Here is an 11,407-nt window from a genome sequence, read left to right as displayed (position 1 = left end):
TCGGTAGGTTGAAAGACTGGCGTCGCATCGCCACCCGCTACGACAGATGCCCGAAGGTCTTCCTCTCCGCCATCGCCCTCGCCGCAACCGTCATGTTCTGGTTATGAATCCTGACCCTAGCATTCGGCCCCCATTTTCAGAATTTGGAACGAAGGGGGTACGGGACTATGACGACAGATATCGTGGATACCGAGGGCAGGATCATACCGTTCGACCTGGCCGATCCGCTCAGCGTGGCGGTGGGCGGGCGCGACAGGGACGTTCTGGAAACCGTCGAACGCGCCGTGGCCGAGGGGCGAACGCTTCTGGCCTATCAGCCGGTGCTGCCGGCCCCGCGCCCGGACAAGCCGGCCTTTTACGAGGGGCTGATCCGCGTCCTCGACGAATCGGGGCGCATCATTCCCGCGCGCGACTTCATGGACCGGGTGGAAGACCGCGAAACGGGCCGCTGGATCGACGTTCACGCGCTGGAACACGGGCTCGATACGTTGCGCCGCAAGCCCGAACTGCGCCTGTCGATCAACCTGTCGGCGAAAACGATCGACTTCCCGCCATGGTCCGAAGTGCTGGATCGCACGCTCGCGCAGGATCCGACGCTGGGCGAACGGCTGATCCTCGAGATCACGGAGCGTACCGCCATCCTCATGCCCGAACGCGTGCGCCATTTCATGGACCGGCTGCAATCGCGGGGAATCGGGTTCGCCATCGACGATTTCGGGTCGGGCTACACCTCGCTGCGCTACCTCAAGGATCTGTATTTCGACATCCTCAAGATCGACGGCAGCTTTGTGCGGGGCATCTCGAAGAACGGCGACGACAGGGCGGTCGTGGCCTCGATGGTGGCGCTGGCGCATCATTTCGACATGGTGACCGTCGCCGAATGGGTCGAAACCGCCGAGGATGCGGCGACGCTGGCCACGCTGGGGGTCGACTGCCTTCAGGGCTATCATTTCGGCGCGCCGACGATCCGTCCGCAACTGCTCGATTGCCGTCGCCGTGTCGGCGCGCGTTAGCGAGACGGGGCTGGCGGGCGAAACGCGATCCGTTATGGTCGGCAGCGATACGGCGCCGCAAAACGCGCCGAACCTGTCCAGAGGGAGCTTTCCATGACCAATGTCGTTATCGCCTCTGCCGCCCGTACCGCGGTCGGCGGCTTCGGCGGCGGCTTCGCCAATGTGCCCGCGCATGACCTCGGCGCGGCCGTCCTGCGCGAGATCGTCGCCCGCGCGGGCATCGAACCCGACGCGGTGTCGGAAACCATCCTGGGGCAGGTCCTGACCGCCGGGCAGGGCCAGAACCCCGCGCGGCAGGCCCATATCAACGCGGGCCTGCCAAAGGAAAGCGCCGCCTGGGGCATCAACCAGGTTTGCGGCTCGGGGCTGCGGGCCATCGCGCTGGGCGCCCAGCACATCCAGCTGGGCGACGCCGCCGTGGTCGCCGCCGGCGGCCAGGAGAACATGTCGATGGCGCCGCATTGCCAGTCGCTGCGCCAGGGCCACAAGATGGGCGATGTCACCCTGGTCGACACGATGATCCGCGACGGGCTTTGGGACGCGTTCAACGGCTATCACATGGGCCAGACCGCCGAGAATGTGGCCGAGCAATGGCAGATCAGCCGCGAGGAGCAGGACCGCTTTGCCGCGGCCAGCCAGAACAAGGCCGAGGCCGCGCAAAAGGCCGGCAAGTTCCAGGACGAAATCGTGCCCTTCACCGTCAAGACCCGCAAGGGCGAGACGGTGATCGACACCGACGAACACCCCCGCCACGGCGCCACCGCCGAAGGCATGGCCAAGCTGCGCGCGGCCTTTACCCGTGACGGCACCGTAACGGCCGGCAACGCCAGCGGCATCAATGACGGCGCGGCGGCGGTGCTGCTGATGTCCGCAGACGAGGCCGAGCGGCGCGGGATCGAGCCGCTCGCCCGGATCGCGAGCTATGCGACCGTCGGGCTCGACCCCTCGATCATGGGCACCGGGCCCATCGGCGCCAGCCGCAAGGCCCTGGAAAAGGCCGGCTGGTCGGCAGGGGATCTGGACCTCGTCGAGGCGAACGAGGCCTTTGCCGCGCAGGCCTGCGCGGTCAACAAGGACATGGGCTGGGATCCCGAGATCGTGAACGTGAACGGCGGCGCCATCGCCATCGGCCACCCTATCGGGGCATCGGGTGCGCGCATCTTCAACACCCTCCTGTTCGAGATGAAGCGGCGCGGCGCGAAAAAGGGCCTCGCCACGCTGTGCATCGGCGGCGGCATGGGCGTCGCCATGTGCGTCGAGCGTCCCTGACCGTCGGGGCGGCGCGCGGCCGGAAAAGGGGGCGGCATGGCCGAAACGGATAGCGCGTTCGACCAACTGGTCTTTTCGGGCGGGGGCACGCGCTGTTTCTGGCAGGGTGGATTCTTGCATGTCGTCCGCGATGCGCTCGGCCTCGCCCCCGCGCGGATCGCGGCGCTCTCGGGCGGCGCCTTTGCCGCCTGCGGCTTCATCACGCGGCGCGGGCTGGACGTGCGCGAGACGATGATCGCGGCCTTTGCCGATCACGACCGCAATGTGCCCCTGCACGAACCGTTCGACGAGGTCGACGGCAACAGCCCGCACCAGCGGATCTATCGCGAGGTGGTGTCGCAGGTGCTCGACGATGCGGCGGCGCAGGCCATCGCGACAGGCCCGCAATTCCAGGTCCTGATCGCGCGCCCGCCCTCGCCGCGCTGGGCCACGCTGTCCGGTGCGGCCATGGCGCTGCTTTATACAGCCGACAGCAAGATCCGGTCGTCGCCGCACCTCGCCTGGCCCGAGGCGGCCGGGCTCGAGGGCGAACTGGTCGATGCCAACAAGGCCGCCCGCGACGGGCGCATCGTCGATCTGATCTGCGCCGCGGCCACGATCCCGCCGGCATTCGAGCCGCCCGACTGGGACGGCCGGCCCGCCATCGACGCGGGCATGGTGAGCCAGGCGCCGATGCCCGATCCCGACCGGGGCCGCACCCTGATCCTGCTGACCAAACGCTTCGACAACATCCCCGAGATCGAGGGGCGCAGCTACGTCATGCCCTCGCGCGAGGTGCCCGCCGACAAGATCGACTTCACCGATGCCGACAAGCTCAGGCGGACCTGGAACATCGGTGAAGAGGACGGGATGCGCTATCTCGAGACGCTGGGGCGTCGCTGACAACAACCGGAGGACGAGAACATGGGACGAGTTGCATTGGTCACGGGCGGCAGCCGTGGCATCGGCGCCGCCATCGCGGTGGCCCTTCAAGAGGCGGGACACACGGTCGCGGCAACCTATGGCGGCAATGACGAGGCCGCCGCGCGGTTCACCGACGAGACGGGGATCGCGACCTACAAATGGTCGGTCGCCGATTACGACGCCTGCAAGGACGGTCTGGCGCGGGTCGAGGCCGATCTGGGGCCGGTCGAGATCCTGGTCAACAATGCCGGGATCACCCGCGACGCGGCCTTTCACAAGATGACCCCCGATCAGTGGCGCGAGGTGATCGACACCAATCTCAGCGGCGTCTTCAACATGACCCATCCGCTTTGGCCCGGCCTGCGCGAGCGCGGGTTCGGACGGATCGTGACCATCTCGTCGATCAACGGGCAAAAAGGCCAGGCCGGGCAGGCGAACTATGCCGCGGCCAAGGCGGGCGACCTGGGATTCACCAAGGCGCTCGCGCAGGAGGGGGCGCGCAAGGGCATCACGGTGAACGCGATCTGCCCCGGCTACATCGCGACCGAGATGGTGATGGCCGTGCCCGAAAAGGTGCGCGAGCAGATCGTGGCCCAGATCCCCGTGGGCCGTCTGGGCGAACCGGACGAGATCGCGCGCTGCGTCGTTTTCCTGGTGTCGGACGAGGCCGGGTTCATTACCGGATCGACGATCACGGCGAATGGCGGTCAGTACTTCATCTGACGCCGGCCCAGAACGCAGAACCGGCGCGGAGCCCTATGGCCCGCGCCGGTGATTCCCCCGGCCGCGACCGGGGTTCGGGAAGACCGCGCGCCGTCAGCTGTCGAGACGGTTGATTTCTTCCTTCAGTCGCAGTTTGCGGCGCTTCAGTTCCACAAGGGCGAGGCCGTCGAAGCCCGGTTTCTTCTGGGCATTCTCGACCTCTCGGGACAGCGTTTCATGCCTCCGACGCAGCTCCTGCACGCGCGAACTGACCGACATTGGAACCCTCCTTGATTGAATGGTCCTTCGATGAGACCACAGACCAACGGGCTTGTCATGGAATCGTTGCAGACAATTCCCGATAACTGGCAGGATCATGCCGAATATTACAAAATTGCCGCGCCATCGCGCAGAATGGCGCGTGCGACGGCGGAATAGTCATCGCGATCCGCCTCGTGCCGGGCGCCGTCATGCAGCACCAGCGCAGGCGCGACACGCGCCGGTGCGCGGCTGGCCTTGCGCCCCGACAGGATCACCAGCGCCGCGTCCCGCCCCCGGCGCGGCCGGATCGGGCGCAGGGTCAGCGCGCCCAGCCGCGGCTGCATCGCCGCGATGAGATCGGGCATCCGATCGGCCTTTTGAATGACGGTCGCCCAGCCGCCCGGCGCGACCCGCCGCAGGCTGGCGGCGATCCAGTCGGCAAGCTCCAGCGTCTCGTGCATCGCCCGGTCGCGCAGGGGCAAGGCGGCGCGGGTGCCGCGGCCGATCGCGAAATAGGGCGGGTTGGTCAGCACATGGTCGAACTGGCGCGCGCGCATGGCGGCGGGCAGCGCGGCGAGGTCGCCGGTCGCGATCTCGGCGGCGATGCCGTTGCGCGCGGCATTGGCGCGCGCCAGCGCGGCCAGTTCGGGTTGCAGTTCGAGCCCGGTCAGCGACAGATCGGGCACGCGGGCACCGAGACACAGCAGCGCCGTGCCGACACCGCACCCGATCTCGAGCACGGATTGACCGGGACGGGCGGGAACCGCGGCGGCCAGCAGAACCGGGTCGATCCCCGCGCGATAGCCCCGCGCGGGCTGCAACAGGTGCAGCCGCCCGCCCAGAAAGGCGTCGTCGGTCGGATCAGAGTCCGAGATCGACATCGTTGTCCACCAGAGCCGCGCGCGCGAGGAAATGATCCCGGTCGGCGACCATCAGCCGGCGCGGCAGAACCCCGATCGACCCTTCGAGCACGCTCGTATGGACGTCGAGCTCGAAGCATTCTATGCCCTCGCCCTGCAACAGCGCCTTGGCAAAGGCGATCGCGGTCGGATCGTTCGATCGCATGAGCTCTTTCATTTCGGATATCCTGGACAAGCGGAAGACGGGGAACATGGCCGAAGCGGATGCACGGATCGAACCCCACGAACGGCTGGCCGAGACGCTAGCCGATCCGCTCTCGCGGGTCGACGCCCTGATTCGCGAGAGGATGGCCTCGGAAAACGCGCCGCGCATTCCCGAGGTCACGGCCCATCTCGTCGGCGCCGGGGGCAAGCGGCTGCGGCCCATGCTGACGCTCGCCGCCGCGCGGCTGTGCGGTTATGGCGGGCCCTACCATATCCATCTCGCCGCGACGGTCGAGTTCATCCATACCGCCACGCTCCTGCACGACGACGTGGTGGACGAAAGCGCCAAGCGGCGGGGGCGGCCGACGGCCAACCTGCTGTGGGACAACAAGTCCAGCGTGCTGGTCGGCGACTATCTCTTTGCACGGTCCTTTCAGCTCATGGTCGAGGCCGGGTCGCTGCGGGTACTCGACATCCTCGCGAATGCGGCGGCCACCATCGCCGAGGGCGAGGTGCTGCAACTGACCGCGATGAGCGATCTCGCCACCGACGAGTCGACCTATCTGCGGATCGTGCGGGGCAAGACCGCCGCGCTGTTTTCGGCTGCGACCGAGGTGGGCGGCGTGATCGCCGGGGCGCCCGACGCGCAGGTGCGCGCGCTGTTCACCTATGGCGACGCGCTGGGCGTCGCGTTCCAGATCGTCGACGACCTGCTCGACTGGACCGGTACCGAGGCGACGGGCAAGAACGTCGGCGACGATTTCCGCGAGCGCAAGATGACCCTGCCGCTCATCCGGGCCATCGCCGCCACATCGGGCGACGCCGAGGCGCGCGCGTTCTGGCACCGCGCCATCGCGCAGGGCCGGCAGGACGATGGCGATGTCGCGCGGGCGTTGCGGATGCTGCAGGATACCGGCGCGTTGGCCTCGGTGCGCGAGACCGCGCTGGCATGGGTGGCCGAGGCGCAGGCGGCGCTGGCGATTCTGCCCGAGACGCCGCTGCGCGGGATGCTGCACGACCTCGCCGGATACGTGGTCGCGCGCATCCGCTGAGCGTCACCAGAAGGCGATCATGATGAACGTCATCGCCGCGACGAGCAGGCCCGACCAGATGAGCAGCTTGGACAGGGTCGCGCCGTCCTCGGCATTCTCGTCGATCCAGGCCCGGCGCCAGACCGTCTTGTCGAGCTGCTCGGTATCCTTGCGGTCCGTCATCAGGCTGACGACGACCAGCACGACGGTGCTGAGGATCGTCATGACGCCGATATTCACCGTGAAGTGCAGCGGCCAGATGCCCATCTGCGTGAGGATGAACGTGCCCAGCGCGAATGCGTGACCCGTCAAAAGCGCGGTGAACGCGCCGGTCGCGGTCGCTCCGCGCCAGAGTGCGCCGAGGGTAAAGACGGCGATGACCGGCGGCACGAGGATCGAGAAGGCCTGTTGCAGATAGCTCCACAACCCGCCCGCCTGCGCGATCAGCGGCGCCCAGGCGATGGCGATCAGCATCAGGACGATGGTCGTGATCCGGCCGTATTTCCGCTCGGTCGAGGGGTCGAGATCGCGTTTGTCGTTCCGCACGAAGTCATGGACGATCAGCGTCGAGGCCGAGTTCAGCGTCGAGTCGACCGAGGACATGATCGCCGCGACCAGCCCCGCGAGGACGAGCCCGGTCAGCCCCACGGGCAGCACTTCGGAGACGAGGGTGGGGAACACCTTGTCGGCATTCTCGAGGTTGGGAAGGATGCCGATGGCCATGGCCCCCGGCAGCACCATGATGAACATCGGCAGGATCTTGAGGAAACCGGCCAGGATCGCGCCGTTCTGCGCGTCCCGCAGCGTCTTGGCGCCCAGCACGCGCTGCACGATGTACTGGTTCGTCACCCAGTACCAGAAACCCAGCAGCGGCACGCCGAAGATCAGGCCCGGCCACGGCAGGATGTCGTCGCTGCGCGGTTGCACGATCGAAAGCTGCCCTTCGGGGACGCTTTCCTTGACGGTGGCCCAGGACCAGTCGTTCATCGAGAACAGGATCGCCGTCATCGCCGCCGATCCGACGATCAGCACCACCGCCTGCAGCACATCGGTCAGCACGACCGCCCGCAGGCCCCCGCCCGCGGTATAAAGGCCGGCGAACAGGCCGATGGCGACGCAGGTCATCCAGATCGATGCATCGGGCAGGAACACCCGCACCACGACCGCGCCGGCGTAGAGCCCGCCGGCGGTGTCGACCACGATGGTCAGGATGATGGTGATCGCCGAGAAGTAGAGCCGCGATTTCCGGTCGTAGCGCAGTTCGAGATATTCGGGGATCGTGGTGATGCGCGATCTCAGGAAAACCGGCGCAAAGATGAAGGCCAGCAGGATCAGCGGGACACCCGCCATCCATTCATAGGCCGAGGCGGCGATCCCCGTCTGGTAGGCCGCGCCGGTCAGGCCGATCAGCGTGGTGGAGGAGATGTTCGAGGCGAAGAGGGAAAAGCCGATGATGCCCCAGGTCAGGGCGCGCCCGGCGAGGAACAGGTCCTCGCCCGATTTCGTTCGTCGCGAGACCCAGATGCCGATGCCGATGACGACTGCGAAATAACCTGCGATGACCAGCCAGTCGATCAGATGAATGGCATCTGCGAGACCTTGCGACGCTTCCTGTTCCATGACACCTCACTTCGATCACATCATCTTGAGCCAAGACCGCCCGTTCGGTTCGGGTTCCACCCATGGGGGCGCGACATGCCGACCTTCACCGCTTTGACGACCCTCTCGGCCGAGGCCCGTGCCAAGGCGCTGGGCGACGCTATGGAAGCGCTGGAGCCCGAGCCCACGGGCGTCGGCGTCTTCGAGCTCGAGGACGGCTCGGGGCTGTGGGAGGTGGGCGCCTACTTCACCGAACGACCCGACACGGCGGGGCTCGCCGTGCTGGCCGCGGCCTTCGACGCGCGGCCCTTTGCCGTCAGCGAGCTGCCGGAAACCGACTGGGTCGCCAAGGTCCGGCGCGAGCTGTCGCCGGTCGAGGCGGGGCGGTTCTTTCTCTATGGCAGCCACGATGCCGACCGGGTGCCCGCGGATGCGGTGCCGCTGCTCGTGGATGCCGCGATGGCTTTTGGCACCGGGCATCACGGAACGACGCAGGGATGCCTGTTCGCGCTCGAGGATCTGCTGGCCGAGGGGTTCGTGTCCGGCCGGGTGGCCGATATCGGCTGCGGGACGGCGGTGCTGGCCATGGCGGCGGCCAAGGTGTTCGACACGGTGCCGATCGCGTCGGATATCGACAGTGTCGCGGTCGAGGTGGCCGAGGCCAATGTGGCGCTGAACGGTCTTTCGGGGCGGGTGCGCTGCATCGAGGCGGCGGGGTTCGATCACCCCGAGATCGCGGCGGCGGCGCCCTTCGACCTGGTGTTCGCCAATATCCTGAAAGGCCCGCTCGTGGCGCTTGCCCCCGACATGGAGCGGCATGTCGCCCATGGGGGGCGGGTGATCCTGTCGGGGATCCTCAATCCGCAGGCCGACGAGGTGGTGTCGGCCTACGAAGGGTTCGGGTTCGACGCCGCGCGGCGGCGGGTCATCGGCGACTGGACGACGCTGACCCTGTCGCGCGGCTGATCAGAGCCGGTCGAGATCCGACCGCAGCAGCCCCAGATCGTTCAGCGTCCGCGAATCGAGCCGTGCGCGGGCGACGCGCCGCGCCTTGCGGCGGCGGGTCGCGGTCGCGGGCTTGCTGCGCGGAAACACGGCGAGGAAAAGCTCCGTGATGCGCAGCGCGATGCGGCTGCCGAGCGGAACGGCTGAGGAACGGTGCGTGTCGTAAAGAGCCATGGATTCATCCTCGCATGTCGCCGCCCGGCAGGACCGGGCGAACGTGTTTTTCAAAGGCCCCCATACGCCCGTTCGCGGGCGGGGGGCGGCGATTTCCGACATTCCGCGATACGCCCGCGACCTCGCGGAACGCTTGGCGCGTGTTCGCGATTCGTGCTAGAGGTCGCGAAACGGGCAGGGACAGGGCATATGCGGGTGATCGGGATCGATCCGGGGTTGCGGACGATGGGATGGGGCGTGATCGAATCGGACGGGTCGCGCCTGCGCCATATCGCCAGCGGGGCCTGCACCTCGGGGGGCGGCGACCTCGGTCTACGCCTGCTGGCGCTGCACCGCCAGCTTGCCGAAATCCTGGGGCAGTTCGCCCCCGGGGCGGCGGCGATCGAGCAGACATTCGTCAACCGCGACGGCGCCGGCACGCTCAAGCTCGGGCAGGCGCGGGGCGTGGCGCTCTTGACGCTGGCGCAGGCAGGCCTGGCGATCGGGGAATATGCGCCCAACGCGGTGAAAAAGACGGTGGTCGGTGTGGGCCATGCCGACAAGCGGCAGATCGAGCATATGGTGCGGCTCCAGCTTCCGGGTTCGGACCCGCAAGGCCCGGACGAGGCCGATGCGCTGGCCATCGCCCTGTGCCACGCGTTCCACAGTCGCGGCGTCAGGGCCGCCGACCGGGTGAAGGCATGATCGGGCGCTTGCAGGGGCGGGTCGGCTACCTGGCCGAGGATCACGTCCTGATCGACGTGGGCGGGGTCGGCTATGTCGTGTTCGTGTCCGACCGCACGAGGCGGACCATGCCCGGCCGCGGCGAGGCCGTGTCGCTTTATACCGACTTGCTGGTGCGCGAGGATCTGTTGCAGCTTTTCGGCTTTGCGACCCTGACCGAAAAGGAATGGCACCGCCTGTTGATGAGCGTGCAGGGCATCGGTGCCAAGGCGTCGCTCGCGATCCTCGGGGCGTTGGGCGCCGACGGGGTGGCGCGTGCCATCGCGCTGGGCGACGCGACCGCGATCCGCGCCGCGCCCGGCGTCGGCCCCAAGATCGCGCAGCGCGTGGTGAACGAACTCAAGGAAAAGGCGCCCGCGCTCATGGCGCTGGGCGCGTCCGAGCCGGTCGTCGATCCCGACCCGCCGATGCCGGCAGGCACTACACCGCCAGTCGAGGCCGACGCCCCGGTGCCGGCGCAAGGCGACGCCAACGCGCAGGCCGAGGCGATGTCGGCGCTGACCAATCTCGGCTATGCGCCCGCCGAGGCGTCGCGCGCCGTCGCGCAGGCCGCCGCGACCGAGACCGGCACCGCCGCCCTGATCCGTGCCGCCCTGCGCACCCTGGCGCCGCAGGGATGACGCGATGACGACCCCCGATCCCGCACTCCGGCCAGAGCCGCTGCCCGAGGACGAAGGCCACGCGCTGCGCCCGCAGACGCTCGACGCCTTTACCGGGCAGGCCGAGGCGCGCGCCAACCTCAAGGTTTTCATCGAAAGCGCCCGGATGCGCGGCAAGGCGATGGATCACGCGCTGTTTCACGGCCCGCCGGGCCTGGGCAAGACGACGCTGGCCCAGATCGTCGCGCGCGAGCTGGGGGTGAATTTCCGCATGACATCGGGGCCGGTCCTCGCCCGCGCGGGCGATCTGGCGGCGATCCTCACCAATCTCGAAGCGCGCGACGTCCTCTTCATCGACGAGATCCACCGCTTGAACCCGGTCGTCGAAGAGGTGCTTTACCCCGCGCTCGAGGATTTCGAGCTCGATCTCGTCATCGGCGAGGGGCCGGCCGCGCGGACCGTGCGGATCGAGCTTCAGCCCTTCACGCTGGTGGGTGCGACGACGCGGCTGGGGCTCTTGACCACGCCGCTGCGCGACCGCTTCGGCATCCCGGTTCGGCTGCAATTCTACACGGTGGACGAGCTTGACGCGATCGTGGCGCGCGGTGCGCGGCTGATGGGGATCGAGGCCGATCCGGGCGGCACGCGCGAGATCGCCACCCGCGCCCGCGGCACACCCCGCATCGCCGGGCGGCTGCTGCGCCGGGTCGTCGATTTCGCACTGGTCGAGGGCGACGGGCGGCTCACCCGTGAATTGGCCGACCGCGCGCTGACGCGGCTGGGCGTCGACGGGCTGGGGCTTGACGGGGCCGACCGCCGTTACCTGCGGCTGATCGCCGAGCATTACCAGGGCGGGCCGGTCGGCATCGAGACGCTGTCCGCCGCCCTGTCGGAATCGCGCGACGCCCTCGAAGAGGTGATCGAGCCCTACCTGCTGCAACAGGGCCTGATCCAGCGGACCCCGCGCGGGCGGATGCTGGCGTCCGGCGCATGGCGTCATCTCGGGCTCGAGCCGCCGCGCCCGGCGGGCGATCTGTTCGACTGAGCGGGGCGTTTACCTGCCC

The 11,407-nt window shown here is 68.3% G+C and carries 14 protein-coding genes and 1 pseudogene; 10 read left to right on the top strand and 5 right to left on the bottom strand.

The window, feature by feature from the left end:
- The 5 genes and pseudogenes from E2L08_RS14040 to E2L08_RS14020 form a co-directional block, all read left to right on the top strand.
- A pseudogene (locus tag E2L08_RS14040) lies at positions 1-107 on the top strand (IS5/IS1182 family transposase); the annotation flags it as partial.
- A gap of 60 nt (positions 108-167) precedes the next feature.
- The gene (locus E2L08_RS14035) at positions 168-1,013 is read left to right on the top strand and encodes an EAL domain-containing protein (protein WP_133397723.1); all 846 of its coding nucleotides are present in this window, start codon (positions 168-170) and stop codon (positions 1,011-1,013) included.
- Between the two features lie 93 nt (positions 1,014-1,106).
- Complete coding sequence (locus E2L08_RS14030; RefSeq protein WP_133397722.1) at positions 1,107-2,282, top strand: acetyl-CoA C-acetyltransferase; 1,176 nt, start codon at positions 1,107-1,109, stop codon at positions 2,280-2,282.
- 36 nt (positions 2,283-2,318) lie between these two features.
- Positions 2,319-3,164: a patatin-like phospholipase family protein gene (locus E2L08_RS14025; protein WP_133397721.1), complete on the top strand. Its 846-nt coding sequence runs from the start codon at positions 2,319-2,321 to the stop codon at positions 3,162-3,164.
- A 21-nt stretch (positions 3,165-3,185) separates the two neighbouring features.
- Positions 3,186-3,908, top strand: coding sequence for a beta-ketoacyl-ACP reductase (locus E2L08_RS14020; RefSeq protein ID WP_133397720.1), 723 nt, complete (start codon positions 3,186-3,188; stop codon positions 3,906-3,908).
- 93 nt (positions 3,909-4,001) lie between these two features.
- Here the strand turns inward: E2L08_RS14020 and E2L08_RS14015 are convergent, their stop codons facing one another.
- From E2L08_RS14015 to E2L08_RS14005, 3 genes are all read right to left on the bottom strand, one after another.
- Positions 4,002-4,166, bottom strand: coding sequence for a YdcH family protein (locus tag E2L08_RS14015; protein ID WP_133397719.1), 165 nt, complete (start codon positions 4,164-4,166; stop codon positions 4,002-4,004).
- Positions 4,167-4,273: 107 nt separating this feature from the next.
- Positions 4,274-5,029: a tRNA1(Val) (adenine(37)-N6)-methyltransferase gene (locus E2L08_RS14010; protein WP_133397718.1), complete on the bottom strand. Its 756-nt coding sequence runs from the start codon at positions 5,027-5,029 to the stop codon at positions 4,274-4,276.
- Complete coding sequence (locus E2L08_RS14005) at positions 5,010-5,225, bottom strand: putative signal transducing protein (RefSeq protein WP_133397717.1); 216 nt, start codon at positions 5,223-5,225, stop codon at positions 5,010-5,012. The genes E2L08_RS14010 and E2L08_RS14005 overlap by 20 nt, the downstream gene beginning before the upstream one ends.
- 34 nt (positions 5,226-5,259) lie before the next feature.
- Here E2L08_RS14005 and E2L08_RS14000 point away from each other — a divergent pair, with 34 nt between their 5' ends.
- Positions 5,260-6,264, top strand: coding sequence for a polyprenyl synthetase family protein (locus tag E2L08_RS14000; protein ID WP_133397728.1), 1,005 nt, complete (start codon positions 5,260-5,262; stop codon positions 6,262-6,264).
- 3 nt (positions 6,265-6,267) lie between these two features.
- Here E2L08_RS14000 and E2L08_RS13995 read toward each other — a convergent pair whose 3' ends face one another.
- Complete coding sequence (locus E2L08_RS13995; protein WP_133397716.1) at positions 6,268-7,863, bottom strand: sodium:solute symporter; 1,596 nt, start codon at positions 7,861-7,863, stop codon at positions 6,268-6,270.
- Positions 7,864-7,938: 75 nt separating this feature from the next.
- On the opposite strand from E2L08_RS13995, the gene E2L08_RS13990 reads away from it, so the two are divergent.
- Positions 7,939-8,808, top strand: a complete 870-nt coding sequence (locus tag E2L08_RS13990) for a 50S ribosomal protein L11 methyltransferase (RefSeq protein ID WP_133397715.1) — start codon at positions 7,939-7,941, stop codon at positions 8,806-8,808.
- Here E2L08_RS13990 and E2L08_RS13985 read toward each other — a convergent pair whose 3' ends face one another.
- Positions 8,809-9,021, bottom strand: coding sequence for a hypothetical protein (locus E2L08_RS13985; RefSeq protein WP_133397714.1), 213 nt, complete (start codon positions 9,019-9,021; stop codon positions 8,809-8,811).
- Positions 9,022-9,210: 189 nt separating this feature from the next.
- Here E2L08_RS13985 and ruvC point away from each other — a divergent pair, with 189 nt between their 5' ends.
- Genes ruvC through ruvB form a run of 3 tightly spaced genes read left to right on the top strand, consistent with a single transcriptional unit; the run spans position 9,211 to position 11,388 of the window.
- A complete protein-coding gene (ruvC, locus tag E2L08_RS13980) occupies positions 9,211-9,705 on the top strand; it encodes a crossover junction endodeoxyribonuclease RuvC (RefSeq protein WP_133397713.1) in 495 nt (164 codons plus the stop codon).
- On the top strand, positions 9,702-10,364 hold the full coding sequence (gene ruvA / locus E2L08_RS13975; RefSeq protein WP_133397712.1) for a Holliday junction branch migration protein RuvA: 663 nt from the start codon (positions 9,702-9,704) through the stop codon (positions 10,362-10,364). The genes ruvC and ruvA overlap by 4 nt, the downstream gene beginning before the upstream one ends.
- A gap of 4 nt (positions 10,365-10,368) precedes the next feature.
- The gene (gene ruvB / locus E2L08_RS13970; protein WP_133397711.1) at positions 10,369-11,388 is read left to right on the top strand and encodes a Holliday junction branch migration DNA helicase RuvB; all 1,020 of its coding nucleotides are present in this window, start codon (positions 10,369-10,371) and stop codon (positions 11,386-11,388) included.
- Positions 11,389-11,407 lie beyond the last annotated feature (19 nt).

It is taken from the genome of Palleronia sediminis (genome assembly GCF_004358695.1).
Taxonomy (GTDB): Bacteria; Pseudomonadota; Alphaproteobacteria; order Rhodobacterales; family Rhodobacteraceae; genus Palleronia; species Palleronia sediminis.
The sequence above is the reverse complement of the archived record's forward strand: the minus strand, read 5'-3'. Positions and strand labels throughout refer to the sequence as shown.

Bases quoted from the DNA above. Each gene is read 5' to 3' on its own strand.
- E2L08_RS14015 (WP_133397719.1), bottom strand. From the start codon at position 4,166: ATGTCGGTCAGTTCGCGCGTGCAGGAGCTGCGTCGGAGGCATGAAACG.
- E2L08_RS14020 (WP_133397720.1), top strand. From the start codon at position 3,186: ATGGGACGAGTTGCATTGGTCACGGGCGGCAGCCGTGGCATCGGCGCC.
- E2L08_RS14025 (WP_133397721.1), top strand. From the start codon at position 2,319: ATGGCCGAAACGGATAGCGCGTTCGACCAACTGGTCTTTTCGGGCGGG.
- E2L08_RS13985 (WP_133397714.1), bottom strand. From the start codon at position 9,021: ATGGCTCTTTACGACACGCACCGTTCCTCAGCCGTTCCGCTCGGCAGC.
- E2L08_RS14005 (WP_133397717.1), bottom strand. From the start codon at position 5,225: ATGAAAGAGCTCATGCGATCGAACGATCCGACCGCGATCGCCTTTGCC.
- ruvB (WP_133397711.1), top strand. From the start codon at position 10,369: ATGACGACCCCCGATCCCGCACTCCGGCCAGAGCCGCTGCCCGAGGAC.
- E2L08_RS13990 (WP_133397715.1), top strand. From the start codon at position 7,939: ATGCCGACCTTCACCGCTTTGACGACCCTCTCGGCCGAGGCCCGTGCC.
- E2L08_RS14010 (WP_133397718.1), bottom strand. From the start codon at position 5,029: ATGTCGATCTCGGACTCTGATCCGACCGACGACGCCTTTCTGGGCGGG.
- E2L08_RS14000 (WP_133397728.1), top strand. From the start codon at position 5,260: ATGGCCGAAGCGGATGCACGGATCGAACCCCACGAACGGCTGGCCGAG.
- E2L08_RS14030 (WP_133397722.1), top strand. From the start codon at position 1,107: ATGACCAATGTCGTTATCGCCTCTGCCGCCCGTACCGCGGTCGGCGGC.
- ruvA (WP_133397712.1), top strand. From the start codon at position 9,702: ATGATCGGGCGCTTGCAGGGGCGGGTCGGCTACCTGGCCGAGGATCAC.
- E2L08_RS13995 (WP_133397716.1), bottom strand. From the start codon at position 7,863: ATGGAACAGGAAGCGTCGCAAGGTCTCGCAGATGCCATTCATCTGATC.
- E2L08_RS14035 (WP_133397723.1), top strand. From the start codon at position 168: ATGACGACAGATATCGTGGATACCGAGGGCAGGATCATACCGTTCGAC.
- ruvC (WP_133397713.1), top strand. From the start codon at position 9,211: ATGCGGGTGATCGGGATCGATCCGGGGTTGCGGACGATGGGATGGGGC.